Source organism: Pseudomonas sp. 58 R 3, assembly GCF_900006605.1.
In the GTDB taxonomy this organism is placed as follows: domain Bacteria; phylum Pseudomonadota; class Gammaproteobacteria; order Pseudomonadales; family Pseudomonadaceae; genus Aquipseudomonas; species Aquipseudomonas salomonii.
Window position 1 is genome coordinate 67,555 of sequence record NZ_CVTT01000059.1, and the last position, 25,519, is coordinate 93,073.

Sequence of the window (25,519 nt, forward strand, 5' to 3'; positions counted from 1 at the left end):
TCATGAAAACAACAATAAAGCTGGGCCTCATTACGTCATGCCTTACTGCACCTTTTGCCGTTCAAGCCCTGGAGTTTGCCGGCTATTTGCGCAGCGGCGCGGGGACTTCAACGGGCAGTGGCAAACAGCAATGTTTCCAACTGCCGGGGGCGCAATCCAAATACCGTCTGGGCAACGAATGCGAGCAGTACGCCGAATTCGAATTGCGCCAGGACCTGCTGACCCTCGACGACGGCTCGGTGCTGAGCGTCGATGCCATGGCCTCGTTGTACAACAAATACGACCGAGCCCTGAAGTTTCAGGGAGAAGACAACGGCTCGGCGCGCATGCCGCAGATGTATGCGCAGTGGTCCAACCTGCCCAGCCTTAATGGCGGCTCGGTGTGGGCGGGGCGCCGTTACTACAAGCGTAACGACATCCATATCTCCGACTTCTACTACTGGAACCAGAGCGCCACGGGCGGCGGTGTCGAGGACGTCAAAATCGGCGACCTCAAATACAGCTACGCCCTGTCGCGCAAGGACAACCTGTACCAGAAGGAATACGCCACCCGTCACGACTTCAACGTGGCGGGCTTCAAGACCAACCCCGGCGGTGAGCTGGAATTTGGCTTGAGCTATATAGAAAAAGCCGGTGGGCGTGAGGCCAACAGCGGTTGGGCGATCACTGCGCAGCATGTGCAAAAAGCGTTTCTCGGCGGCAAGAACAAATTCGCCTTGCAGTACGGCGAAGGCCCCGGCACGGGCTTGGGCTATACCGGCGATACCGCCTTGGACAAGAGCAGCAAAAGCTACCGCGCCGTGGAGTTTTTCGACTGGCAGGTAACGCCGCGTTTCGGCGGGCAGGTCGAGGCGGTGTATCAGAAGGATATTCGCCCCGGCAGCCAGGACCAGACCTGGATGTCCATCGGCGTGCGCCCGGCCTACGCCATCAGCGAACAGTTCAAACTGGTCACCGAGCTTGGGCATGATCAAGTCGAGGCTGCCGGCGGCACGCGCAAGCTGAGCAAATTCACCTTCGCCCCGACCTGGTCGCCCAACGGCCCGGATTTCTGGGCACGGCCGGAAGTGCGGTTGTACTACACCTATGCAAGCTGGAACGAAGCGGCCAAGCGTGCGGCGAATGAACTGGCGGCGGGCTCGGCGTTGTCCGACACCGGCGCCTACGGCACGGCGCGGCATGGCTCGAACGTGGGTGTGCAAGTCGAATACTGGTGGAAGTAAACCTTTGGGTGTACACGAACCAAATGTGGGAGCGGGCTTGCTCGCGAATACGGTGGGTCATTCAATACATGTGCTGCCTGATACAGCGCTTTCGCGAGCAAGTCGAATCGTCGCACCGCCGCTGCCACATTGGATCGTCGTCAGCTTTGGGTTCTGCATTCGCCCTATGATTTTTACAGAACAAAACAGCAGGTGAAGTCATGACCACAACTCAACCCCTGGAACTGCTGGCGCCCTTGTCCGGGGTACTGCTGGCCCTGGACCAGGTGCCTGACCCGGTGTTTGCCAGCCGCATGATCGGCGACGGCCTGTGCATCGATCCCACCTCCCAGACCCTGTGCGCGCCATTGGCCGGGGTGATCAGTAATATCCAGGACACCGGGCATGCGGTCAGCGTCACCGGCGACAATGGCGTACAGGTGCTGATGCATATCGGCCTGGACACGGTGCACCTGGCCGGCAAGGGCTTCACCCGCCTGGTCGAGGAAGGCCAGCGGGTCGAGGTCGGGCAGCCCCTGATCGAGTTCGACGCCGACTACGTGGCGCTTAATGCGCGCAGTTTGCTGACCTTGATGCTGGTGGTCAGCGGCGAGCCCTTTGTGTGGCTGATGCAGGGCAGTGGCGCGGTGGGCGTGGGCCAGCCGCTGTTGCACGTCTCACCCGGTGAGGCCTCTGGAACCACGGGCGAGGAGGCGGGCGACGCACTGTTCTCCAAACCGCTGACGTTGCCCAATGCCAACGGTTTGCACGCACGCCCGGCCGCCGTACTGGCGCAAACGGCCAAAGGTTTCAACGCCAGCATTTACCTGCACAAGCAAACCCAGAGCGCCAACGCCAAGTCATTGGTGGCGATCATGGCGCTGCAAACCGTGCAGGGCGATACCTTGCAAGTGAGTGCGGCGGGAGAGGACGCCGACGCCGCCATCAAGGCGTTGGTAACCCTGCTGGCGCAAGGTTGCGGCGAGACGGTCGAGGAGTCTGTTGCGCCGGTTGAAACACAGCCGCCCGAGTCATCGGCGACCTTGTTGCGCGGCGTATGTGCCTCGCCCGGCTCCGCGTTTGGCCGGGTGTTTCAAGTGGCGGAGCCTGAGCTGCACATCGAGGAAAAAGGCGCGGGTGAATCGGTTGAACACGCCGCACTGACCCGCGCCTTACTGGCAGCCACCGAAGCGCTGCAAGTGTTGCAAGACAAAGCGGTTGGCAGCGCCCAGGCGGAGATCTTCCGTGCCCATCAGGAACTGCTTGAAGACCCGACCCTGTTGGAGCAGGCCCATCGCCTGCTCACCGAAGGCAAGAGCGCCGCCTTTGCCTGGAACAGCGCCACGGCCGCGACCGCCAAGCTGTTTCTCGGCCTGGGCAGTGCGTTGCTGGCTGAGCGCGCAGCGGATTTGGCCGATGTTGGCCAGCGTGTGCTGAAGTTGATCCTTGGTATTGAGGACAGCGCCTGGGAATTGCCGGATCGTGCGATCGTGATTGCCGAGCAACTGACCCCCTCGCAAACCGCCGGCCTCGATACGGGCAAAGTGTTGGGGTTCGTCACCGTCGGCGGCGGCGCTACCAGCCATGTGGCGATCCTGGCGCGTGCCCTTGGTTTGCCGTCGTTGTGCGGCGTTCCGGCACAGGCACTGGCGCTGGCCAACGGCAAGCAGGTGCTGCTCGATGCCGACAAAGGCGAGCTGCACCTGGAGCCTGACCTGGCCGCTGTCGAACAACTGGCGGCTACGCGCAAGCAACACATACTGCGACGTGAGCGTGAAGTGGAGCAGGCCGCCTTGCCCGGCATCACACGCGATGGTCATCACGTCGAGGTCACCGCCAACGTCGCCTCGTTGCAGGAGGTGGAACAAGCCCTGGCCCTGGGCGGTGAAGGCGTCGGCCTGCTGCGCTCGGAGTTCCTCTACCTGGACCGCAACCGCGCGCCCAGCCCCGAGGAACAGGCCGGCACCTACAGCGCCATCGCCCGAGCCCTGGGCACCCAGCGCAATCTGGTGGTGCGTACCCTGGATGTGGGCGGCGACAAACCCTTGGCCTATGTGCCGATGGAGCGCGAGACCAACCCGTTCCTCGGCTTGCGCGGTATTCGCCTGTGCCTTGAGCGCCCTCAATTGCTGCGTGAGCAGTTCCGCGCGATCCTGGCGAGTGCCGGCTTCGCACGGCTGCATATCATGCTGCCGATGGTCAGCCTGCTGTCGGAGCTGCACCTGGCGCGCAAGATCCTTGAAGAGGAAGCCACGGCGCTGGGCCTTACCGAGCTGCCGAAGCTGGGCATCATGATCGAAGTACCGTCTGCGGCGCTGATGGCGGATGTGTTTGCGCCGCATGTGGATTTCTTCTCCATCGGCACCAATGACCTTACCCAATACACCCTGGCCATGGACCGCGACCACCCGCGTCTGGCCAGCCAGGCCGACAGCTTTCACCCGTCGGTGCTGCGCCTGATTGCCACCACGGTCAAGGCCGCCCACGCCCATGGCAAGTGGGTCGGCGTGTGCGGCGCGTTGGCGTCTGAAGCACTGGCGGTGCCGGTGTTGATCGGGCTGGGCGTGGATGAGCTGTCGGTCAGCGTGCCGTTGATCCCGACCATCAAGGCCACCGTGCGCGAGCTGGACCTGGCCGACTGCCAGATCATCGCCCGCCAGGTGCTCGGCCTCGAAGAAGCCGCCCAAGTCCGCGAGGCCCTGCGCCTGTACCACGCGGCCACCGTTGAAACCTCACCTGTCGTGGAGCACTGAGCATGTTCGAGAAATTGCAAAGGGCGTTCTGGAAGGCCCTGACCCCGGATCTGATTGCCGAAGCGGTGGTGCCGCCGGCGCAGGGCCTGTTGTCGACCGAGGTGCTGAACGCATTGGGCGGTGTGGATAACCTCAAGTCGCAACAGCGCGTGGCACTGACGCGGGTGCGGGTGCAGTTGCAGGATGCGGGGCGGCTGGATGCGCAGGCGCTGAAGGCGGCAGGTGTTGCAGGGGTGATGGTGTTGGGCGGCGGCGTGGTGCATTTGCTCACTGGCCTCTGAAGCCAGGCGCAGATCAAAAATGTGGGAGCGGGCTCGCTCGCGAAGGCGGCGTGTCAGGCTATATATCTGTTGCTGATACACCGCCTTCGCGAGCAAGCCCGCTCCCACATGAGTCTTAGGGTGTTTGGGAGACTGGGTTTACAACTGCGGGTTATCTTCCGGCGGCTTGGTCTTGTCGATACCCGGCACATGCAGATTGCCTTCGACCACCTGGTTGCCTTCCAGCTGCGGCTGGGTCACCCAGGTGAGAATGTCGTAATACCGGCGGATGTTCGCGACAAAATGCACCGGCTCACCACCGCGCGCATAACCGTAGCGGGTCTTGCTGTACCACTGCTTCTGCGACAGGCGCGGCAGCATCTTCTTCACGTCCAGCCACTTGTTCGGGTTCAGGCCGTCTTTCTTGGCCAGCGTGCGCGCATCTTCCAGGTGGCCGGTGCCGACGTTATAGGCGGCGAGGGCGAACCAGGTGCGGTCCGGCTCGGCAATGCTGTCGTCCAGCTCATCCTTGATCTTGGCCAGGTACTTGGCGCCGCCCATGATGCTTTGCTTGGCATCCAGGCGGTTGGACACACCCATTGCCTGGGCCGTGTTCTGGGTCAACATCATCAGGCCGCGCACGCCGGTCTTGGAGGTGACGGCCGGTTGCCACAGCGATTCCTGATAGCCGATGGCCGCCAATAGGCGCCAGTCGACCTTTTCTTCCTTGGCGTAGGTGCGAAAGTGTTTCTCGTACTTGGGCAGGCGTTGCTGCAAATGCTGGGCGAAGGTGTAGGCGCCCACATAGCCGAGTACATCGACGTGCCCGTAGTAGCGGTCTTTAAGCCGCTGCAACGTGCCGTTTTTCTCGACCTTGTCCAGGTAGCTGTTGATCTCGTTGAGCAGGCTGTTGTCTTCCCCCGGCGCCACGGCCCAGCTCTGGTTGCTGGCATTGCCGAGGTCGAAGGCCACGCGCACGTTGGGGAAATACACCTGGTTCATGGCCACTTCGTTGGAGTCCACCAGGGTCAGGTCGATCTGGCCCTCGTCCACCATGCGCAGCAGGTCCACGACCTCAACGGCGTCTGACTCTTCGTATTCAATCGCAGGGTTCTGCTTTTTAAGCGCCGCCAACTGCTCGGCGTGGGTGCTGCCCTTGAGCACCATGATCTTCTTGCCCACCAGGTCTGCCGGGCCGGTCGGGCGCGACTGGCCGTTGCGGTAGATGATCTGCGGCGTGACTTCCAGGTATGGATGGGAGAAACGCACCTGCTGGGCGCGCTGCTCGCTGCTGACTAGACCTGCGGCCGCCAGAACCGGGCCGTTGGGTTTGCCCAGCTGGCCGAACAGGTCATCGAGGTTATCGGCGGTCTCGATCTCCAGCTTTACACCCAGGTCATCGGCAAAGCGCTTGACCAGCTCGTACTCGAAACCGGTTTCACCGTTGCGGTCCTGGAAATACGTGGCGGGGCTGTTCCGGGTAATCACCCGCAATACGCCATCCTCCTTGATTCGCTCGAGCGTGCTGGGCTTATCAACACAGGCGCTGAGCATCAGGAAGAGTCCGGTTGCGATCAGCCATTTGGCGCATCGCGGGCGTAAAGCAGTAGGGGAGAACATCTGCGCAGTATACGCAAACGACCCTCGGCGCCATATCTCGACAGCAGCGGACTTGTCTGCTAGCACCCGCAAAACCGGGCTGCAGCCCGCAGAAACGTGGGTTGGCGAGGGTTTGTGACGGTTAAAATAACTGCGCGCCAACCCCAGGATTTCGCCCCGAAAGCGTGCAATCCCTGCCAACTGACGTTCGGCAGCGGCCAGCCGTGCCGTTTCGGGTGCCGTTGGCGCAGGTTTACGCTAGAATGCACGGCCTCAAAGCACACCCCCTTCCCGAGGCTGTCCCGAAGATGTTGATCCTGCGCGGCGCTCCTGCCCTTTCTGCCTTTCGCCACAGCAAACTCCTTGAGCAACTGAGCCAAAAGGTTCCAGCGGTTACAGGCTTGTATGCTGAATTTGCTCACTTCGCCGACGTTACCGGCGTCTTGACCGCCGACGAACAGCAAGTGCTCGCACGCCTTCTGAAGTACGGCCCCAGCGTTCCCGTTCAAGAGCCCACCGGCCGCTTGTTCCTGGTTCTGCCGCGGTTCGGCACCATCTCGCCCTGGTCGAGCAAGGCCAGCGACATCGCCCGTAACTGCGGCCTGTCGAGCATCCAGCGCCTTGAGCGTGGCATCGCCTTCTACGTGGCTGGCCAGTTCAGCGACGCCGAAGCCGAGCTGATCGCCAGCAGCCTGCACGACCGCATGACCCAGATCATCGTCAGCCAGCTGGAACAGGCTGCCGGCCTGTTCAGCCACGCCGAGCCCAAGCCGCTCACCGCGATTGACGTGCTCGGCGGTGGCCGCGCCGCCCTCGAGAAGGCCAACACCGAACTGGGCCTGGCGCTGGCCGAAGACGAGATCGACTACCTGGTCGACGCCTTCAATGGCTTGAAGCGCAACCCGCACGACATCGAACTGATGATGTTTGCCCAGGCCAACTCCGAGCATTGCCGTCACAAGATCTTCAACGCCAGTTGGGACATCGACGGCGAAAGCCAGGAAAAAAGCCTGTTCGGCATGATCAAGAACACCTACGTGATGCACAGCGAAGGCGTTCTGTCGGCTTATAAGGACAACGCCTCGGTCATCGTCGGCTCCGTTGCCGGGCGTTTCTTCCCGGACCCTGAAACCCGCCAGTACGGCGCGGTGCAGGAGCCGGTGCACATCCTCATGAAGGTTGAGACCCACAACCACCCGACCGCGATTGCCCCGTTCCCGGGCGCAGCCACAGGTTCCGGCGGCGAAATCCGTGACGAAGGCGCCACCGGCCGTGGTGCCAAGCCCAAGGCCGGCCTCACCGGTTTCACTGTGTCCAACCTGCAGATCCCAGGGTTTGAACAACCGTGGGAAGTGCCGTACGGCAAGCCTGAGCGCATCGTTACCGCACTCGACATCATGATCGAAGGCCCGCTGGGCGGCGCCGCGTTCAACAACGAATTCGGGCGCCCGGCACTCACCGGCTACTTCCGTACATTTGAACAATCCATCACCACCCCGCGTGGCGATGAAGTGCGCGGCTACCACAAGCCAATCATGTTGGCCGGCGGCATGGGCAACATCCGCGAAGAGCACGTCAAGAAAGGCGAGATTCTGGTCGGCTCCAAGCTGATCGTCCTCGGCGGCCCGGCGATGTTGATCGGCCTGGGCGGCGGCGCAGCTTCCTCCATGGCCACCGGCACCAGCTCGGCAGACCTGGATTTTGCTTCCGTACAGCGCGAAAACCCGGAAATGGAACGCCGCTGCCAGGAAGTCATCGACCGTTGCTGGCAGTTGGGTGACAAGAACCCGATCAGCTTCATCCACGACGTCGGCGCCGGTGGTTTGTCCAACGCCTTCCCCGAGCTGGTCAACGATGGCGACCGTGGTGGCCGTTTTGAACTGCGCAACATTCCAAACGACGAGCCGGGCATGGCCCCGCACGAAATCTGGAGTAACGAATCCCAGGAACGCTACGTACTGGCCGTTGGCCCTGAAGACTTCGCGCGCTTCCAGGCCATCTGCGAACGTGAGCGTTGCCCGTTTGCCGTGGTCGGCGAAGCCACTGCCGAACCACAGCTGACGGTCACCGACAGCCACTTCGGCAACAGCCCGGTCGACATGCCACTGGAAGTGCTGCTGGGCAAAGCCCCGCGCATGCACCGTTCGGCGGTGCGTGAAACCGAGCTGGGCGATGACTTCGACCCAAGCACGCTGGACCTGGCCGACAGCATCGAACGCGTGCTGCACCACCCGGCCGTGGCGAGCAAAAGCTTCCTGATCACCATTGGCGACCGCACCATCACCGGCCTGGTTGCCCGTGACCAAATGGTTGGCCCATGGCAGGTTCCGGTGGCCGACGTTGCCGTCACCGCCACCAGCTTCGATGTGTACACCGGTGAAGCCATGGCCATGGGCGAGCGTACGCCGCTGGCCCTGCTGGACGCCCCGGCGTCGGGCCGCATGGCCATTGGTGAAACCCTCACCAACATCGCCGCTTCGCGCATCGGCAAGCTGTCCGACATCAAACTGTCGGCCAACTGGATGTCCGCTGCCGGTCACCCGGGTGAAGATGCGCGCCTGTACGACACCGTCAAGGCTGTCGGCATGGAGCTGTGCCCGGAGCTGGGCATCACCATTCCGGTGGGTAAGGACTCCATGTCCATGGCCACCCGTTGGAACGAAGACGGCACCGACAAGAGCGTCACCTCGCCGCTGTCGCTGATCGTTACCGGTTTTGCACCGGTCACCGACATCCGCCAAACCCTGACCCCGCAACTGCGCATGGACAAGGGCACCACCGATCTGATCCTGATCGACCTGGGCCGTGGCCAGAACCGCATGGGCGCGTCGATCCTCGCGCAAACCCACGGCAAACTCGGCAAGCACGCGCCGGACGTGGATGACGCCGAAGACCTCAAAGCCTTCTTCGCCGTGATCCAGGGCTTGAACGCCGACGGCCACCTGCTGGCTTATCACGACCGTTCCGACGGCGGTTTGCTGACCAGCGTTGTCGAAATGGCGTTTGCCGGTCACTGCGGCCTGAACATCGTGCTCGACAGCGTTGCCGAGGATGCCGCCGAAATCAACGGCATCCTGTTCAACGAAGAGTTGGGCGCGGTGATCCAGGTTCGCCAGGACGCCACCCCGGACGTGCTCGCACAATTCAGCGCCGCCGGCCTGGACGACTGCGTAGCCGTAATCGGCCAGCCGATCAACAACGGTGAAATCAATATCTCCTTCAATGGCGATACCGTGTTTGCCGGCCAGCGCCGCTTGCTGCAACGCCAGTGGGCCGAGACCAGCTACCAGATCCAACGCCTGCGTGATAACGCCGACTGCGCCGAGCAGGAATTCGACGTGATCCTGGAAGAAGACAACCCGGGCCTGAGCACCAAGCTCAGCTTCGACGTCAACCAGGACATCGCCGCGCCTTACATCAAAAAAGGCATTCGCCCACAAGTTGCCGTACTGCGTGAGCAGGGCGTCAATGGCCAGGTGGAAATGGCGGCCGCGTTCGACCGCGCCGGCTTTAATGCGATCGACGTGCACATGAGCGACATCCTCGCCGGTCGCGTTGACCTCAATGAGTTCAAAGGCCTGGTGGCCTGCGGCGGTTTCTCCTACGGCGACGTGCTGGGTGCCGGTGAAGGCTGGGCCAAATCGGCCTTGTTCAACAGCCGTGCCCGCGATGCGTTCCAGGGCTTCTTCGAGCGCAACGACAGCTTCACCCTGGGTGTGTGCAACGGTTGCCAGATGATGTCCAACCTCAGCGAACTGATCCCGGGCAGCGAGTTCTGGCCGCACTTTGTGCGCAACCGTTCCGAACAGTTCGAAGCCCGTGTTGCCATGGTGCAGGTGCAAGAGTCCAACTCGATCTTCCTGCAAGGCATGGCCGGTTCGCGCATGCCAATCGCCATCGCCCACGGTGAAGGCCACGCGGAATTCTCCAGCGAAGAAGCCTTGCTCGAAGCTGACCTGTCCGGTTGCGTGGCCATGCGTTTCGTCGACAACCACGGCAAAGTCACCGAAAGCTACCCGGCCAACCCGAACGGCTCGCCGCGCGGGATCACCGGCCTTACCAGCCGCGACGGCCGCGTGACCATCATGATGCCGCACCCGGAGCGGGTATTCCGCGCCGTGCAAAACTCGTGGCGCCCTGAAGAGTGGAACGAAGACGGCGCCTGGATGCGCATGTTCCGCAACGCCCGTGTGTGGGTGAACTAAGGCGGTGTACAAACTTGCCTTCTTTGTACCTGCCAGCCATGTGGAGACGGTGAAAACCGCCGTCTTCGCCGCCGGCGGCGGGCGCATCGGCAACTACGACAGCTGCGCCTGGCAAGTGCTGGGCCAGGGCCAATTCCGCGCGTTGGACGGCAGCCAGCCGTTTCTCGGGCAGGTGGGCCAGGTTGAAGTGGTTGAAGAGTGGAAGGTTGAGTTGGTGGTGGCCGATGAGTTGATTGTGGCTGTTGTGGCTGCTTTGAAACTGAGCCATCCGTACGAAACACCGGCTTATGAAGTGTGGCAGTTGGCGGATTTTTGATTCGTTGGTTGCTTAAACAAGAAACCCGCTGGGCCAGTTTGGTCAGCGGGTTTTTTGTTGTTTGTAACGGCCTATTCGCGAGCAAGCCCGCTCCCACATTGATCGTTCCCACGCTCCGCGTGGGAATGCATCCTGTGACGCTCCGCGTCACCCTTGTGCAGGGCTTGAGTCATGCGCGACGGCGTGGACGCGGAGTGTCCGGGGCGGCATTCCCACGCAGAGCGTGGGAACGATCGTTCAGGCGTTGATTGGTCGGGTAACCAGCCGCTCCAGTGCCTCGCCCAATCCAGTGGCCTTGTCACCAATCAACAAATGCCAAACCCCGCTGTCCAGCTGGCTCAGACCCTGGCAACCCAGTGCAGTCAGGTTCGCTTCAGACAGCACTGAATCGTCCCCCAGTTCCACCCGCAACCGGGTCATCGCCACCGCTTCCAGCTGGCGCACATTCGCGCGGCCACCCAAGGCACTCAGCCACTTCTCGGCTTCCTGTATATTCACCGCAACCGGTTTATCCACAGGCTGGGCGGCCACTGGCGCACTGGCAACAAACGATGGCATCGCCAGGCGAATCTCATCGGCAATGCTGTCGGCCATCGGCCCAACCACCACCTGCAAACTCCCGCCGTTACCCGGCCGCACCACGGCCATCGCGCCCAGTGCTTTCAGCTCCGCATCCACCGCTTTGTTGCGATCAACCATGTCCAGCCGCAGACGTGTAGTGCACGCACCCACGCTCAGCAAGTTCGTCGCACCACCCAACGCACGAATGTAGGCACTGGCGCGCTGGTTATCGGTCATCACCTCAGCCTGCACCACCTGGATGTCTTCACGCCCCGGTGTTTTCAGGTTGAACTTGCGAATGCAGTAATTGAACACGCTGTAGTAGATCACCGCATAAGCCAACCCCACCGGGAACACCAGCCAGCCGTTAGTGGACTTGCCCCAACCGAGCACCATGTCGATAAAGCCACCGGAGAAGGTAAAGCCCAGGTGGATATTGAGCATATTGGTCACGGCCATCGACAGGCCGGTGAGCACCGCGTGGATCAGGTACAAAAACGGCGCAAGGAACATGAACGCGAACTCGATCGGCTCGGTCACGCCGGTCAAAAACGAGGTCAGCGCCATCGACAGAAAAATCCCGCCCATGACCTTGCGCCGTTCCGGCAGTGCATTGCGGTACATCGCCAAACACGCAGCGGGCAGGCCGAACAGCATGACCGGGAACATGCCGGTCATGAACTGGCCGCCTTTCGGGTCGCCGGCGAAATAACGGGTCAGGTCGCCGGTGACGATGGCACCGGTGGTTGGGTCGGTAAAGCTGCCGAACACAAACCACGCCATGTTGTTGAGGATATGGTGCAGGCCGGTGACGATCAGCAGGCGGTTGAACACGCCAAACACGAATGCGCCAAAGCTGCCGCTTTCCATCAGCAGCACGCCGAAGCTATTGATGCCGTGCTGGATCGGCGGCCAGATCAGGCCGAAGATCACGCCCAGCGCGACCGCCGAAAAGCCGGTGACAATCGGCACAAACCGTCGCCCACCAAAGAAGGCCAGGTACTCCGGCAGCTTGATGTCCTTGAAGCGGTTATACAGCCCACCGGCCATCAAGCCGCTGGCAATACCGGCGAGCATGCCCATGTTGATGGTGGTGTCCATCACCTTGAGCGTGGAAATCATCACCAGGTAACCAATCGCCCCGGCCAAACCCGCCGTGCCGTTATTGTCACGGGCAAAACCCACGGCAATACCGATGGCGAAGATCAGCGCCAGGTTGGCGAAAATTGCTTGCCCGGCATCGTGCATCACCGCGATGTTCAAAAGGTCGGTGTCGCCCAGGCGCAGCAAGAGGCCGGCGATCGGCAGAATCGCGATCGGCAGCATCAGCGCACGGCCGAGGCGTTGCAGGCCTTCGATGAAATGTTGGTACATGGCGTGTCTCCCTATTCTTGTTGTTTTCAGCTCAGCGGCCAGTGGTGTTGACAGGCTTGGCGAACGGCCTTGGCGCTGCTCAGGTCGAGCAGGCCTTGGCTCAATTGCCGGCATTGCGCCGCGTCCAGGTGGCGGACGCGGTCCTTGATTTCTCCGATTTGCGGCGGGCTGACCGACAGTTCACTCACACCCAGGCCAACCAGCACCGGCGTGGCCAGCGGGTCGGACGCCAGGGCGCCGCACACACCCACCCAACGCCCATGCTTGGCGGCGCCGGCGCAGGTTTGCGCGATCAAGCGCAGCAGCGCCGGGTGCAAGGCATCCACCCGTGCGGCGAGGCCCGCGTGGTCGCGGTCCATGGCCAGGGTGTACTGGGACAGGTCATTGGTGCCGATGGATAAAAAGTCTGCGTGTTCGGCGAATTGCTCGGCCATCAGCGCAGCGGCGGGCACTTCGATCATCACGCCCAGTTCCGGGCGCTGGGTCAGTTCCAGCTCCGCGCACAATTCATCCAGGCGCTGGCGGATCTGCAGCAGTTCATCCACCTCGCTGACCATCGGCAGCAGGATGCGGCAACGCTCCAATGGGGACACTTGCAGCAGGGCGCGCAGTTGTTGGTCGAGCACGTCCGGGCGTACTTGCGCCAGGCGAATGCCGCGCAAGCCCAGCACCGGGTTGGCCTCAACCGGCAACGGCAGGTAGTCGAGCTGTTTGTCGCCGCCCACGTCGATGGTGCGGATGATCACCGACTTGTCGCCCATGGCATCCAGCACGGCCTGGTAGGCCTGGCGTTGCTCTTGTTCATCCGGCGCGGTGCGACGGTCGACAAACAGGAATTCGGTGCGCAGCAAGCCCACACCATCGGCGCCGTTCTCAAACGCCACTTTAGCCTCGGCACTGGAGGCGACATTCGCCGCCACTTCAATGCGCACGCCATCGCGGGTGTGCGCCGCTTGCCGGGCTTGGGCCTGTTGTTGCTGACGGCGCAACTTTTGCGCATCACGAATCTGGTGCACTTCGGCGTGGCGCGCCTCGCTGGGTGCCAGTTCCAGGCGACCGTTGGCCGCGTCCAGCACCACGCGTTGGCCTTGGGGCACGTCGAGCACTTCGGCGCCCAGCGCGACCACACAGGGCAAGCCTTTGCCTCGGGCCAAAATCGCGACGTGAGACGTAGCGCCGCCTTCGGCCATGCAAATGCCCACGGCATTTTGTGCGCTCAGTTGCAGCAGGTCGGAGGGGGTCAGTTCATGGGCGCTGACAATCGCGCCGGCCGGCAATTCGAAGTGCCAGGCTTCCCCCAACAGCGCACGCAGCACCCGTTGTTGCAGGTCGCGCAGGTCGTTGGCGCGCTCGGCAAACAGCGGTTTGCCCAACGCCAGCAACACCGCGCATTGCGCCTGGATCGCGTCGCGCCAGGCGTGGGTGGCGGCGCTGCCTTGCTCGATGGCACCGGTGGCGGCGTCCAGCAGGGTAGGGTCTTCCAACAGCGCAAGGTGGGCGGCGAAGATGTCTTCTTCTTCGACGTTCTTGCGTTGGCGCGCCTGCGCCAGGGTGCTGCGGATTTCGCCGCGCACTTGCTCCAGCGCGGTGTCCAGGCGCTGCAGTTGTTCGTCGGCGACATGCGTGCCCGTGTCTTGCGGCAGTTCGATACCGGTGAGGCGAAACAGCGGCCCACAGACCAGGCCGGGCGCGGCGCACACGCCTTGCAACACACCGGCTTCGGTGTTCGCCCGACGCGGAGCCACGGCTACCGGCGCGTGGTGCTCTTCACTCACAGCAACCGAGAGTGCGGCCACCAACGCCTGCAACGCCGCCTCGCAATCGGTGCCGCGACAGGTGATGCGTACTTCATCACCTTCACCAATGCCCAACCCCATCAAGCCAATCAGGCTGTCGCAGGGCGCCGACTTGCCGGCGAAGTGCAGCTCTGCATGGCAATTGAACTCTTGCGCGGCCTTGCGCACCAGCGCGGCGGGGCGGGCATGCAAGCCGCCACGGTGGGTAATGCGCACGCTGGCGCGCACTTCGGTGACCGCGTTATCCACAGCCGCCTGCAACGGCGCTGCCGAACGCGCGGCAATGTGCAGCAACGGCTCACCCACCTTAACGAATTTTCCTGCCACGGGCCGCAGCTCAAAGCGCTCGCCATTGGTCAGGATGATCAGGCTGACCAGGCTTTTGCACTGGCGCGCAATGCGGTCCAGATCAAACTGCACCAGTGCCTGGCCCTGGCTCACCCGTGCGCCTTCCTTCACCAGCAGGGCAAAGCCTTCGCCGTTCAATTCCACGGTGTCGATGCCCACATGCATCAACACTTCGGCGCCGTTGTCGGCGCGAATGGTCAGTGCATGCCCGGTGCGCGCGACGTGGATGATCACGCCATCACAGGGCGCGTGCAGGCAGTCGTTCAGCGGGTCGATGGCAATACCGTCGCCCATGGCGCCACTGGCGAACACTTCATCGGGAACGTTGCCCAGGCTCAGCACCGGGCCACTGAGTGGGGCGCTTAGGGTCAATTCATTATTGTTGTAGGACATGGGCACGGTACTCATCAGGAAAACGCGACTCAGTGAGTGCGGGTAACTTTGCTCAGGTGGCGCGGCTGGTCCGGGTCCATGCCCCGGGCCTCCGCCAGGCCGGCGGCCATCACGTAGAAGCTTTGGATCGCCAGGATCGGGTCCAGGCTTGGGTGTTCGGCGCGGCTCAGGGTCAGGTCGCGTTCCGCGATATCGTCCGGCGCCGCCAGCAAGACGCGGGCGCCGCGTTGACGCATATCGGCGGCCAGGCTCAGCAAACCGGCTTGCTCGGCGCCGCGTGGGGCGAACACCAGCAATGGGTAGTTTTCATCGATCAAGGCCATCGGCCCGTGGCGCACTTCGGCGCTGCTGAAGGCCTCGGCCTGGATTGCCGAGGTTTCCTTGAGCTTGAGCGCGGCTTCCTGGGCGATGGCAAAACCGGCGCCACGGCCGATCACTATCAGTCGTTGGCTGGCGCGCAGGGCTTCGATGGCCGGCGTCCAATCCTGGGTGGCGGCTTCGCGCAAGCCGTCGGGCAGGGCCTGGCAGGCTTGCAGCAGCAACAGGTCGTGGTTCCAGTGGCCGATCAACTGCGCGCTGGCGCTTAAAGTGGCGATAAAGCTTTTGGTCGCGGCGACACTCTGCTCCGGCCCGGCGCACAGTGGCACATGGAATTCGCACGCGGCTTCCAGCGGTGAGTCTTCGGCGTTGACCATCGAAATGCTCAAGGCCCCGCGTTTGCGCAGTAGGCGCAGGCTGTTGACCAGGTCCGGGCTTTGCCCCGACTGGGAGAAACCGAACGCCACCTGGCCGCTGACCTTCAACGGCGCTTGCAGCAGGGTCACCACCGACATCGGCAACGACGCCACCGGAATGCCCACATGCTGCATGGCCAGATAGGCAAAGTAGCTGGCGGCATGGTCCGAACTGCCACGGGCGATGGTCATCGCCACTTGCGGCGGCTGACGGCGCAGGCGCCCGGCCACTTCCTCCAGCATCGGGTTGAGGCGCTGCAGTTGGGCCTCAACGGCGTCACAGGAGGCCAGGGCCTCTTCAAGCATTTTTGAAGTCAATGGTTTCTCCTTCGACCATTACGTCGGTGAGTGTCAGGGAGCGGTCCAAACGCACGCAGTCGGCAAAGCTGCCGGGTTGCAGGCGCCCGCGTTCTTCCAGGCCCAAATAGTCCGCAGGAAATTGCGACAGGCGTTGTGAGGCTTCGCTGATGGGCAGGCCGATTTTCACCAGGTTGCGCAGCGCCTGGTCCATGGTCAGGGTGCTGCCGGCCAGGGTGCCGTCGGCCAGGCGCACGCCGCCCAGGCATTTGGTGACGGTGTGGCTGCCCAGCTTGTATTCGCCGTCGGGCATGCCGGCGGCGGCGGTGGAATCGGTGACGCAGTACAGGCACGGGATCGAGCGCAGCGCCACGCGTATGGCGCCGGGGTGCACGTGCAGCAAATCCGGGATCAATTCTGCGTACTTGGCGTGGGCCAACGCGGCGCCGACGATGCCAGGCTCGCGGTGATGCAGCGGGCTCATGGCGTTATACAAATGCGTGAAGCTGGTGGCGCCGGCGGCGAGGGCAGCGACGCCTTCTTCGTAGCTGCCCAGGGTGTGGCCGATTTGCATGCGCACGCCGCGTTCGCTGAGGGCGCGGATCAGGGCATCGTGGCCGGCGATTTCCGGAGCAATGGTGATCACCCGGATCGGCGCCAGGCGCAGGTAAGCTTCGACTTCGGCCATTAACGCAGTGTGGGCAAAGTTGGGCTGCGCGCCGAGTTTTCCCGGATTGATGTAGGGGCCTTCCAGGTGTACGCCGAGAACCCGAGCGCTGCCTGTAGCACGCTGCTCGCAGAACGTGCCGAGTTCGCCGAGCACACGGGAGATTTCATCCACCGGTGCGGTCATGGTGGTAGCCAGCAGCGAGGTCGTACCAAAGCGCACGTGGGTGCGGGTGATGGTTTCGAAAGCGTCGGTGCCTTCCATGATGTCTTTGCCGCCACCGCCGTGAACGTGCAGGTCGATAAAGCCTGGCAGCAAGTAGGGCAGGTCATTGTCGCTCGGGTCGCACGGCGTGCCGTCGATAGCGACCACCTTGCCGTGTTCGTGCACCAGGCGGCCGCGAATCCAGCCGCCGGGCGTGAGGATGTTGTCTTCGGACATGGGCAGTTCTCTAAACTCGCAGTTCAGCGGAGTAGTCATTACGGCGCAGCTCTGCGACGAAGTCGTAGTAGTCGTTGCGGCAGTAGGTGTCGGTGATTTCAATCGGCGTGTTGTCGGCGGTATAGCCGACCCGGGTCATCAGCAGCATGGCGGTGCCGGGGGCGATGCCCACCAGCTTGGCGAACTCATCGGAGGCATTGATTGCCTGGATATGTTGCAGGGCTCGCACCACCGGTTGGCCGATGCTCTCCAGGTATTCGTAAAGCGAATTGCCGATGGCTTGCGGGTTCGGCAGCACGGAGGCGGGCATGGCGGTCATTTCAATCGCCATCACGGTGTCATCGGCTTTACGCAGGCGCTTGAGCCGCGCCACTTTGTCGGTCGGCGACAGGCCCAGGCGGATCAGTTCTTCGTGGGTCGGCGGGGTGATGTCGCGCTCCAGCCACTGGGACGTGGGCACAAAGCCCTTGAGCCGCAACATCTCGCTGAACCCCGACAGGCGCGACAGCGGCTGTTCCAGACGCGGGGTGATAAAGGTCCCGGAACCCTGGCTGCGGCGAATCAAGCCTTGGGCAAACAGCACTTCCAGGGCTTTGCGCGCGGTGACGCGGGAAATATTCAGTTGCTCACTAAGGACCCGTTCCGACGGCAAGGCCTGCTCGGATTTCCACTCGCCGGCATGGATCGCCGCTTCCAGTTTGCGGGCCAATTGCAGGTACAGCGGCGTGGACTGTTTGTCGTCGGGGCGCAGCGCCAGTATGGGATTCATCTGTCAGGTTTCCGATGCGTTATTGGAGTGTTGTCGCCCGGTATTGGCCGGAAATTAATACCACTTAAATACCATGTCAATGCAGCGAAAACAGTGCAGCAGCCTGTTTCAGCGCACAGTAAAGGTGCCTGGTATCAAGTGGTATTAGAGAGGTCTTGAATGCGCGCAGAATTGCGCAGCCCGCGCAGTGAACTGGTATTCACCGGCAGGCGCTGCCATGGGCAGGATTTTTTTTGAATTATTTTTGACTTATTTTACGAGCGGTAGGCGATTACGGCCGAATCTCGATCAGGGTGCCGTCTTTGACCAGGTTCCACACTTCGCGCATGTCCACGTTGCGCATGCCGATGCAACCGTCGGTCCAATCCAGGGTGTGAAACCACTGTTCCGGGTATTCCTCGGTGTCGGGGGTGCCGTGGATCATGATCATGCTGCCCGGTTTCACGCCTTCGCGGCGCGCGCGGGCCGAGTCGCTGATATTGGGGTAGGAGATGTGCATGGCCAGGTTGAAGCGGTCGCTGGTCTTGCGCCAGTCGATCCAGTAGAAGCCCTCTGGCGTGCGACGGTCGCCTTCCATCAGTTTGGTGCCCTTGGGGTTTTTGCCCAGGGAAATACGGTAGGTTTTGAGCGGTTTGCCGTCATTGATCAGTTGCAACTGATGGGCGGACTTGAGCACCAGGATTTTCTCGACCGGTTTGCCGCCGAGGGTTTCCACTGTGGAGGCCCAAGACAGGCTGGCGAACGACAGGCAGATCAGAGCGAGCAACCAACGCATTAAAACGGTTTCCCTTGTAGACGGTGCTGCCTGGAGTTATTTGGCGGGCCGCGTCATCGGCGGCACCGACTCGCTGCGCACCGGGAACAGCTGTTGCCTGCGGTCAGCGAAGAAGCATTCTAAGGTACGCCCGACCGTGCGGAAAGCCAGCTCGGACCAAGGGATGTCGGCTTCATCGAACAGCTTCACTTCAAGGCTCTCGGGGCCTGCGGCGAAGTCCAGGTCAACCAGCTCGGCGCGGTAGAAGATATGCACCTGGCTGATGTGCGGGACATCGATCAGGGTGTAGAGGCTCAGGTTGCGCACGCGGGCGCAGGCTTCTTCCAGGGTTTCGCGCATGGCAGCCTGTTCGACGGTTTCGCCGTTCTCCATAAAGCCTGCGGGCAGGGTCCAGTAACCCAGGCGCGGCTCGATGGCGCGGCGGCACAGCAGCACTTTGTCGCCCCACACCGGCACGGTGCCGGCGACGATATTGGGGTTCTGGTAGTGAATGGTCGAGCAGTGATCACACACGTAGCGCAGGCGCCCGTCGCCTTCGGGAATGCGTTGGGTAACCGGTTTACCGCACTGGCTGCAGAAATTCATGCTGGGGTTCCTGGAAAGTGCGTCTATCTTGGCGTGGCGGGCAGGGCCCTGCAAGTTGTCGTTTAGCGACACGCCAGTGGTTTTGGGGTTGGGCGCCCGCCTGCTTTGGTGCATGATGCATGGTAGCCAACAGATCGAGATGACTCATGCTGGACGAGCTACTTCGCCGGGTAAGCAATCACACCCCCCACACGTTGGAAACCGATGGGCGTTTCCCCGAGGCCGCGGTGTTGGTGCCGATTACCCGCAGCGACGAACCCGAACTGATCCTGACCCTGCGCGCCAGCGGCCTGTCGACCCACGGTGGCGAAGTGGCGTTTCCCGGCGGGCGGCGTGACCCCGAAGACCCGGACCTGATCTTTACCGCACTGCGCGAAGCCGAAGAAGAAATCGGCCTGCCGCCCGGTCTGGTGGAAGTGATCGGCCCCTTAAGTCCGTTGATTTCCCTGCACGGTATTCGGGTTACGCCCTACGTCGGTGTGATCCCCGATTACGTCGAATACCTGGCCAACGATGCCGAGATCGCCGCCGTGTTCAGCGTGCCGCTGGAGTTTTTCCGCCAGGACCCGCGCGAACACACTCACCGCATCGATTACCAGGGCCGCAGCTGGTATGTGCCCAGTTATCGGTTTGGTGAATACAAGATCTGGGGGCTGACGGCGATCATGATTGTCGAGCTGATCAACCTGCTCTATGACGATGCCCAGATCAGCCTGCACCAGCCGCCTAAAAGCTTTATCAATATCTAAGCCATCGCTTGAATGGCCAGCCGTGAGGACACACCATGAAATACCGCCTGGGCGACGCCCGCGTCGAGACGCATCCGCACAGCTGGGTGGCGCCGAATGCCACGCTGGTCGGCAAGGTCAAGCTGGAAGAGGGCGCCAACGTCTGGTTCAACGCGGTATTGCGTGGCGATAACGAGCTGATCCTGATCGGCAAGAACAGCAATGTGCAGGATGGCAGCGTGATGCACACCGACATGGGCTACCCGCTGACCCTGGGCACCGGCGTGACCATCGGCCATAACGCCATGCTGCACGGCTGCACCGTCGACGACTACAGCCTGATCGGCATCAACGCGGTGATCCTCAATGGCGCCAGGATCGGCAAACATTGCATCATCGGCGCCAATTCGCTGATTGGCGAAGGCAAGGAAATCCCCGATGGCTCGCTGGTGATGGGCTCGCCGGGCAAGGTGGTACGTGAGCTGACCGAGGCCCAGAAGCGCATGCTCGAAGCCAGCGCCGCGCACTATGTGCATAACGCGCAGCGCTATGCGCGTGACCTGGTTGAGCAGCAAGAATGAACCCGGTTGAACGCCCCGTCGCCTCGCCGTGCGTGAGCATTTGTGCGCTGGACGATGACGATATTTGTACCGGCTGCCAGCGTACGGTGGATGAGATTACGCGCTGGAGCCGCATGGACAATGCCGAGCGCCGGGTGGTGTTGGGGTTGTGCCATGAGCGGGCGATGGCGAGTGGGTTGGTGTGGATGGTTCCGGGCAAATCTGGCGCCTGACAGACCGCTTTCGCGAGCAAGCCCGCTCCCACATTTGACCGCGTATAACCTGTAGGAATGTGGTCAAAATGTGGGAGCTGGCTTGTCGGGCCGCCGCATCGCTGCGATGAGGCCCGCCCAGACGACATATTTCCAAATGTGAAGTACCCTGTGCCCCTTGCCCACAGGTCCTCGCCCCATGCTCTTCCTGATCGCCTACATCAGCAGCGTCGTGCTGATCAACTTCGCTTTCTCCACCGCCCCGCACCTGGATGTCATCTGGTCCGCCTGGGGTGGCCTGGTGTTTATCCTGCGTGACATGGTGCAAACCCGCTTCGGCCATGGCGCGATCATCGCCATGCTGGCGGCGCTGGTGCTGTCGTACATCACCTCCGACCCGTCCATCGCCCTGGCCAGCGCCACGGCGTTTGCGGTGTCCGAGTGCATCGACTGGCTGGTGTTCAGCATCACCAAGCGCCCGCTGCACGACCGCCTGTGGATAAGTTCGGCGCTGAGTATTCCCCTGGATACCTTTATCTTCTTCGGCCTGATCGGCGCGCTCACACCGGCAGTGGCCGGCACCGCGCTGGTGTCGAAATTTGCCGGGGTCACGGCGGTGTGGCTGATCATGGCCTGGCGCATGCGCAAACGGGCTGTCGCCAACTGAGGCCAATTTTTACAGTTCATGTAAAATGCCGGCCTTTCTCCCCATGATCCGCTCCCCTGAGGACCTGAGATGACCCGAATCGGAACTCCATTGTCGCCAACCGCGACCCGCGTTTTGCTGTGTGGCTGCGGTGAGCTGGGCAAGGAAGTGGTAATCGAACTGCAACGCCTGGGCGTTGAAGTGATTGCCGTGGATCGCTACGCCAATGCGCCGGCCATGCAGGTGGCGCACCGCAGCCACGTGATCAACATGCTCGACGGCGCCGCCCTGCGTGCCGTGATCGAGGTCGAAAAGCCGCACTTCATCGTGCCGGAAATCGAAGCCATCGCCACTGCAACGCTGGTGGAACTGGAAGCCGAAGGCTTCACCGTGATCCCGACCGCGCGCGCCACCTCGCTGACCATGAACCGCGAAGGAATTCGTCGCCTGGCCGCCGAAGAGCTGGACCTGCCGACCTCGCCGTACCACTTCGCCGACACCTTCGAAGACTACAACAAGGCCGTGCAAGACCTGGGCTTCCCGTGTGTGGTCAAGCCGGTGATGAGTTCGTCGGGCAAGGGCCAGAGCCTGCTGCGCAGCACCGACGACGTACAGAAGGCTTGGGATTACGCCCAGGAAGGCGGGCGTGCCGGCAAAGGTCGCGTGATCATCGAAGGCTTTATCGACTTCGACTACGAAATCACCCTGCTGACCGTGCGCCACATCGGCGGCACCACCTTCTGCGCGCCAGTGGGCCACCGTCAGGAGAAGGGCGACTACCAGGAATCCTGGCAGCCGCAAGCCATGAGCCCGATTGCCCTGGCTGAATCCGAGCGCGTTGCCAAGGCCGTGACCGAGGCGTTGGGTGGTCGCGGCCTGTTTGGCGTGGAGTTGTTCATCAAGGGCGATCAGGTGTGGTTCAGCGAAGTGTCGCCGCGCCCCCATGACACCGGTCTGGTGACCCTGATTTCTCAGGACCTGTCGCAGTTTGCGCTGCACGCGCGCGCCATCCTGGGCCTGCCGATTCCGTTGATCCGCCAGTTCGGGCCTTCGGCTTCGGCGGTGATTCTGGTGGAAGGGCAGTCGACTCAGACGGCGTTCGCCAATCTTGGCGCTGCCTTGAGCGAGCCGGACACGGCATTGCGTCTGTTTGGCAAGCCGGAAGTGAATGGTCAGCGCCGCATGGGCGTGGCGTTGGCGCGGGATGAGTCGATTGAGGCTGCTCGGGCTAAAGCGACCCGAGCTTCCAAGGCTGTTGTTGTAGAGCTGTAACCCCAACCCGATCGTTCACACGCTCTGCGTGGGAATGCAGCCCGGGACGCTCTGCGTCCCAAAGCGTGACGCGGAGCGTCACAAGAGGCATTCCCACGCGGAGCGTGGGAACGATCGGCTTCAGGCGACCTTGTTCAAATCATTATCCCGCGTCTCTTTCAGGCACAGCACAGCAATCAAGCTGAGCAACGCTGCCGCCGACACATACCCGCCGACATAACTCAGCCCACCCATCGCCACCAGCTTGGTTGCGAAAAACGGTGCAGCCGACGCGCCGACAATCCCACCGAGGTTATACGCGGCCGAAGCGCCGGTATAACGCACGCGGGTCGGAAACAGCTCCGGCAGCATGGCGCCCATTGGGGCAAACGTGATGCCCATCAGGAACAGCTCCAGCGCCAGGAACAACGCCACGGCCCAGGTTGAACCGTGGGTCAGCAAGGGCTCCATGGTGAAACCCGACAAAATCGCCAGCACCGCGCCGACGATCAGCACCGGCTTGCGCCCGTAACGATCGCTGGCCAAGGCCGCCAACGGCGTGGCCAAGCCCATGAACAGCACCGCAAAGCACAGCAAGCCGAGGAACATCTCACGGCTGTAGCCCAGGGTCGAAACCCCGTAGCTCAGGGAAAACGCGGTGGTGATGTAAAACAGCGCATAGCACACCACCATCGACGCGGCGCCCAGCAATACCGGCAACCAATGCTGGCTGAACAACTCTACCAGCGGCACTTTCACCGGCGCCTCTTTGGCCACGGCATTGGCGAATACCGGGGTTTCATGCAGCTTGAGCCGCGCATAGAGGCCGACCATCACCAACGCTGCGCTGAGGATAAATGGAATGCGCCAGCCCCAACTGCGAAACTGTTCGTCGTTGAGGCTCATGGCCAGGATCAGGAACAGGCCGTTGGCCGCCAAAAAGCCGATCGATGGGCCCAGTTGCGGGAACATGCCAAACCAGGCGCGCTTGCCTTTGGGCGCATTCTCGGTGGCCAGCAACGCCGCGCCGCCCCATTCGCCGCCCAGGCCCAGGCCCTGGCCGAAGCGCAGCACACACAGCAGGATCGGCGCCCAGGCCCCGATGCTGTCATAACCCGGCAGCAAACCGATCAGCGTGGTGCACACGCCCATCAACAGCAGCGAGGCCACCAGCGTGGATTTGCGCCCGATGCGGTCGCCAAAGTGGCCGAACAGCGCCGAACCCAGCGGGCGGGCGATAAAGGCGATACCGAAGGTCAGAAACGACGCCAGCATCTGCGCGGTGCCGGAAGTCTGCGGAAAGAACACCGGGCCAATCACCAGTGCGGCCGCGGTGGCGTAGATATAGAAGTCGTAGAACTCGATGGCGGTGCCGACGATGCTCGCCGTGGCGACCCGTGCGGTCGAGTTGAGCGGGGCGGCGGTGGCGGCCTCGTTATAGGTGGTGCTCATTGAGGTATCCCTGACGGTCATTGCGCGTTTTTACGCGGATTTTTATTGGTCGAACACCCATGGATCAGGGTTTTAAGCGGGGCGGCTCGGGATGGGAGCAAACACCGGTCAGACACGGTAAGGCGGTGCCTGGACGCGCTGAGTGCGGGTAGCACGCGGTCGGGCGGGGCTTGGGTAAGCCGAGCCGATTATAGGAAGGGGTTTGAACATACAACAAGGGGGCTGACACGCTGCAAATCGAAATGTGGGAGCGGGCTTGCTCGCGAAAAGAGTGGGTCAGTCAGCTGATCTTTAACTGATATACCGCTTTCGCGAGCAAGCCCGCTCCCACATTGGATATGTATGACGCCAGTAGGTCAGGCAGCCACCGGCACGCGGCTGGTATGCCAGATCAGCACCTTGCTCACGCGGTTGTCCTCGGTCTCGAGGATTTCCAGGCGATAGCGGCCGATTTTCAGGCACACCGCGCAGTCCGGAATAGTCTCCAGCGCCTCGGTGACCAGGCCGTTGAGGGTCTTGGGGCCGTCGCTGGGCAAGTGCCAGCCCAGGCTTTTGTTCAGTTCGCGGATCGAGGCGGCGCCGTCGATGATGTAGCGGCCATCAGGCTGGGCTTCGATGTGCGGGTTATCCACAGCCTGGTCGCTTTCAAATTCGCCGACGATTTCTTCGAGGATATCTTCCAGGGTAACGATGCCCAGCACTTCGCCGTATTCGTCCACCACCATGCCCAGGCGCCGTTGCTGTTTATGGAAGTTCAGCAACTGCAATTGCAGCGGCGTGCTCTCCGGCACGAAGTAGGGTTCGTGGCAGGCGGCGAGCAAGGCTTCTTTGGTCAGGCTGGCGTCGGGCAGCAGGTGCTGGATCTGGCGAGTGTTGAGCACCGCTTGCACCTGGTTGATGTCGCTGTGAAACACCGGCAGGCGCGTGCGCTGGGACGTGCGCAGTTGCTCGATGATTTCTTCGACCGAGTCATCCAGGTTGATGCCATCCACTTCACTGCGCGGCACCAGGATGTCGTTGACCGTGATGTTGTCCAGGGCGTGGATGCCGGGCAGGCCGGGCGTGCGATTGTCGTTGGCCTCGGGCTCCGGTTCGTCGTCATGCTCAGGCAACGGCTCGTCGCTCTTTTTCACCACGCCGGATTTGCGCGCGAAGGGGCGCAACAGCAACAGGCTGATGCCATTGAGCAGCCAGGCCAGTGGATAAAGGATTTTCAGCGGGACGCCCAGCAGCGTGTTACCGAAGCCCAGCACGGCCTGGGGGTGACGAACGGCCAGGGCGCGGGGCAGGTAGTCGGCAAGTATCAGCAGGATGGCGCAGGAGATCAGCCAGCCGAGCCACGGGCCGTTTTGCGCCCAGGCATAAATTGCCAGCAACGTGCACAGAATCACCACGGCCGCGCGGCACAGGCTGTTGCACAGGATCAGGCTGTTACGTGGGAAGTTCAGACGGGCGGCAGCCTTGTCCCCTTGGCGTGTGCCGGGGCGTATGGCCAGCAGGTGTTGTTGTGCGGCTTCGATGGCGGTAAACAGCGCCGCCCATAAGATCAGCAGGGCGATTACCGCGAGCATCGGCCCAAGGGGCAAGTTGTCCAT

General features: G+C 62.3%; 20 protein-coding genes. 10 read left to right on the forward strand and 10 right to left on the reverse strand.

The features are described 5' to 3' along the window. Positions 1–2 precede the first annotated feature (2 nt). From BFP92_RS16895 to BFP92_RS16905, 3 genes are all read left to right on the forward strand, one after another. Positions 3–1,223, forward strand: coding sequence for a maltoporin (locus BFP92_RS16895; RefSeq protein ID WP_065930375.1), 1,221 nt, complete (start codon positions 3–5; stop codon positions 1,221–1,223). Positions 1,224–1,423: 200 nt separating this feature from the next. Next, positions 1,424–3,955 (forward strand): phosphoenolpyruvate--protein phosphotransferase, encoded by a 2,532-nt coding sequence (ptsP, locus tag BFP92_RS16900; RefSeq protein ID WP_065930376.1) that lies wholly within the window; start codon positions 1,424–1,426, stop codon positions 3,953–3,955. 2 nt (positions 3,956–3,957) lie between these two features. Further along, positions 3,958–4,236, forward strand: coding sequence for a PTS sugar transporter subunit IIB (locus BFP92_RS16905; RefSeq protein ID WP_065930377.1), 279 nt, complete (start codon positions 3,958–3,960; stop codon positions 4,234–4,236). A 138-nt stretch (positions 4,237–4,374) separates the two neighbouring features. On the opposite strand, the gene mltF is transcribed toward BFP92_RS16905, so the two are convergent. Beyond that, on the reverse strand, positions 4,375–5,835 hold the full coding sequence (gene mltF / locus BFP92_RS16910) for a membrane-bound lytic murein transglycosylase MltF (protein ID WP_058422684.1): 1,461 nt from the start codon (positions 5,833–5,835) through the stop codon (positions 4,375–4,377). A 287-nt stretch (positions 5,836–6,122) separates the two neighbouring features. Here mltF and purL point away from each other — a divergent pair, with 287 nt between their 5' ends. Together purL and BFP92_RS16920 are read left to right on the forward strand one after the other, a co-directional pair. Then, a complete protein-coding gene (purL, locus tag BFP92_RS16915; RefSeq protein ID WP_065930378.1) occupies positions 6,123–10,019 on the forward strand; it encodes a phosphoribosylformylglycinamidine synthase in 3,897 nt (1,298 codons plus the stop codon). 4 nt (positions 10,020–10,023) lie between these two features. Next, positions 10,024–10,335: a YqfO family protein gene (locus BFP92_RS16920; RefSeq protein WP_065930379.1), complete on the forward strand. Its 312-nt coding sequence runs from the start codon at positions 10,024–10,026 to the stop codon at positions 10,333–10,335. 237 nt (positions 10,336–10,572) lie between these two features. On the opposite strand, the gene nagE is transcribed toward BFP92_RS16920, so the two are convergent. The 7 genes from nagE to BFP92_RS16955 form a co-directional block, all read right to left on the reverse strand. Next, positions 10,573–12,270 carry an N-acetylglucosamine-specific PTS transporter subunit IIBC gene (gene nagE / locus BFP92_RS16925; RefSeq protein ID WP_065930380.1) on the reverse strand — a complete coding sequence of 566 codons (1,698 nt, stop codon included), beginning with the start codon at positions 12,268–12,270 and terminating at the stop codon, positions 10,573–10,575. A 26-nt stretch (positions 12,271–12,296) separates the two neighbouring features. Beyond that, on the reverse strand, positions 12,297–14,807 hold the full coding sequence (ptsP, locus tag BFP92_RS16930) for a phosphoenolpyruvate--protein phosphotransferase (RefSeq protein WP_065930381.1): 2,511 nt from the start codon (positions 14,805–14,807) through the stop codon (positions 12,297–12,299). Between the two features lie 29 nt (positions 14,808–14,836). After that, positions 14,837–15,859 (reverse strand): SIS domain-containing protein, encoded by a 1,023-nt coding sequence (locus BFP92_RS16935; RefSeq protein WP_139114080.1) that lies wholly within the window; start codon positions 15,857–15,859, stop codon positions 14,837–14,839. Further along, on the reverse strand, positions 15,840–16,946 hold the full coding sequence (gene nagA / locus BFP92_RS16940; protein ID WP_065930383.1) for an N-acetylglucosamine-6-phosphate deacetylase: 1,107 nt from the start codon (positions 16,944–16,946) through the stop codon (positions 15,840–15,842). Before nagA ends, BFP92_RS16935 begins: the two co-directional genes overlap by 20 nt. A gap of 10 nt (positions 16,947–16,956) precedes the next feature. Next, on the reverse strand, positions 16,957–17,715 hold the full coding sequence (locus BFP92_RS16945) for a GntR family transcriptional regulator (RefSeq protein ID WP_065930384.1): 759 nt from the start codon (positions 17,713–17,715) through the stop codon (positions 16,957–16,959). Positions 17,716–17,986: 271 nt separating this feature from the next. Further along, positions 17,987–18,490 (reverse strand): L,D-transpeptidase family protein, encoded by a 504-nt coding sequence (locus BFP92_RS16950; RefSeq protein WP_065930385.1) that lies wholly within the window; start codon positions 18,488–18,490, stop codon positions 17,987–17,989. Between the two features lie 36 nt (positions 18,491–18,526). After that, a complete protein-coding gene (locus BFP92_RS16955; protein ID WP_065930386.1) occupies positions 18,527–19,075 on the reverse strand; it encodes an NUDIX hydrolase in 549 nt (182 codons plus the stop codon). A gap of 146 nt (positions 19,076–19,221) precedes the next feature. Here BFP92_RS16955 and BFP92_RS16960 point away from each other — a divergent pair, with 146 nt between their 5' ends. From BFP92_RS16960 to purT, 5 genes are all read left to right on the forward strand, one after another. Next, on the forward strand, positions 19,222–19,824 hold the full coding sequence (locus BFP92_RS16960) for a CoA pyrophosphatase (RefSeq protein WP_056858702.1): 603 nt from the start codon (positions 19,222–19,224) through the stop codon (positions 19,822–19,824). Positions 19,825–19,859: 35 nt separating this feature from the next. Next, the gene (locus BFP92_RS16965) at positions 19,860–20,384 is read left to right on the forward strand and encodes a gamma carbonic anhydrase family protein (protein WP_065930387.1); all 525 of its coding nucleotides are present in this window, start codon (positions 19,860–19,862) and stop codon (positions 20,382–20,384) included. Then, entirely contained in the window at positions 20,381–20,596 is a 216-nt protein-coding gene (locus BFP92_RS16970) for a DUF1289 domain-containing protein (protein ID WP_058422692.1), read from the forward strand. The genes BFP92_RS16965 and BFP92_RS16970 overlap by 4 nt, the downstream gene beginning before the upstream one ends. A gap of 178 nt (positions 20,597–20,774) precedes the next feature. Further along, positions 20,775–21,242, forward strand: a complete 468-nt coding sequence (locus tag BFP92_RS16975) for a VUT family protein (protein WP_065930388.1) — start codon at positions 20,775–20,777, stop codon at positions 21,240–21,242. Positions 21,243–21,311: 69 nt separating this feature from the next. After that, positions 21,312–22,493 (forward strand): formate-dependent phosphoribosylglycinamide formyltransferase, encoded by a 1,182-nt coding sequence (gene purT / locus BFP92_RS16980; RefSeq protein ID WP_065930389.1) that lies wholly within the window; start codon positions 21,312–21,314, stop codon positions 22,491–22,493. 120 nt (positions 22,494–22,613) lie between these two features. Here the strand turns inward: purT and BFP92_RS16985 are convergent, their stop codons facing one another. Both BFP92_RS16985 and BFP92_RS16990 read right to left on the reverse strand, forming a co-directional pair. Further along, positions 22,614–23,924 (reverse strand): MFS transporter, encoded by a 1,311-nt coding sequence (locus tag BFP92_RS16985; protein WP_065930390.1) that lies wholly within the window; start codon positions 23,922–23,924, stop codon positions 22,614–22,616. A gap of 356 nt (positions 23,925–24,280) precedes the next feature. Next, complete coding sequence (locus tag BFP92_RS16990) at positions 24,281–25,519, reverse strand: transporter associated domain-containing protein (protein WP_056858697.1); 1,239 nt, start codon at positions 25,517–25,519, stop codon at positions 24,281–24,283.

What these genes read in the sequence shown, in the direction of transcription:
- BFP92_RS16895 (WP_065930375.1), top strand. Translation starts at nt 3, where the DNA reads ATGAAAACAACAATAAAGCTGGGCCTCATTACGTCATGCCTTACTGCA.
- ptsP (WP_065930376.1), top strand. Translation starts at nt 1,424, where the DNA reads ATGACCACAACTCAACCCCTGGAACTGCTGGCGCCCTTGTCCGGGGTA.
- BFP92_RS16905 (WP_065930377.1), top strand. Translation starts at nt 3,958, where the DNA reads ATGTTCGAGAAATTGCAAAGGGCGTTCTGGAAGGCCCTGACCCCGGAT.
- mltF (WP_058422684.1), bottom strand. Translation starts at nt 5,835, where the DNA reads ATGTTCTCCCCTACTGCTTTACGCCCGCGATGCGCCAAATGGCTGATC.
- purL (WP_065930378.1), top strand. Translation starts at nt 6,123, where the DNA reads ATGTTGATCCTGCGCGGCGCTCCTGCCCTTTCTGCCTTTCGCCACAGC.
- nagE (WP_065930380.1), bottom strand. Translation starts at nt 12,270, where the DNA reads ATGTACCAACATTTCATCGAAGGCCTGCAACGCCTCGGCCGTGCGCTG.
- ptsP (WP_065930381.1), bottom strand. Translation starts at nt 14,807, where the DNA reads ATGTCCTACAACAATAATGAATTGACCCTAAGCGCCCCACTCAGTGGC.
- nagA (WP_065930383.1), bottom strand. Translation starts at nt 16,946, where the DNA reads ATGTCCGAAGACAACATCCTCACGCCCGGCGGCTGGATTCGCGGCCGC.
- BFP92_RS16945 (WP_065930384.1), bottom strand. Translation starts at nt 17,715, where the DNA reads ATGAATCCCATACTGGCGCTGCGCCCCGACGACAAACAGTCCACGCCG.
- BFP92_RS16950 (WP_065930385.1), bottom strand. Translation starts at nt 18,490, where the DNA reads ATGCGTTGGTTGCTCGCTCTGATCTGCCTGTCGTTCGCCAGCCTGTCT.
- BFP92_RS16955 (WP_065930386.1), bottom strand. Translation starts at nt 19,075, where the DNA reads ATGAATTTCTGCAGCCAGTGCGGTAAACCGGTTACCCAACGCATTCCC.
- BFP92_RS16960 (WP_056858702.1), top strand. Translation starts at nt 19,222, where the DNA reads ATGCTGGACGAGCTACTTCGCCGGGTAAGCAATCACACCCCCCACACG.
- BFP92_RS16965 (WP_065930387.1), top strand. Translation starts at nt 19,860, where the DNA reads ATGAAATACCGCCTGGGCGACGCCCGCGTCGAGACGCATCCGCACAGC.
- BFP92_RS16970 (WP_058422692.1), top strand. Translation starts at nt 20,381, where the DNA reads ATGAACCCGGTTGAACGCCCCGTCGCCTCGCCGTGCGTGAGCATTTGT.
- BFP92_RS16975 (WP_065930388.1), top strand. Translation starts at nt 20,775, where the DNA reads ATGCTCTTCCTGATCGCCTACATCAGCAGCGTCGTGCTGATCAACTTC.
- purT (WP_065930389.1), top strand. Translation starts at nt 21,312, where the DNA reads ATGACCCGAATCGGAACTCCATTGTCGCCAACCGCGACCCGCGTTTTG.
- BFP92_RS16985 (WP_065930390.1), bottom strand. Translation starts at nt 23,924, where the DNA reads ATGAGCACCACCTATAACGAGGCCGCCACCGCCGCCCCGCTCAACTCG.
- BFP92_RS16990 (WP_056858697.1), bottom strand. Translation starts at nt 25,519, where the DNA reads ATGGACAACTTGCCCCTTGGGCCGATGCTCGCGGTAATCGCCCTGCTG.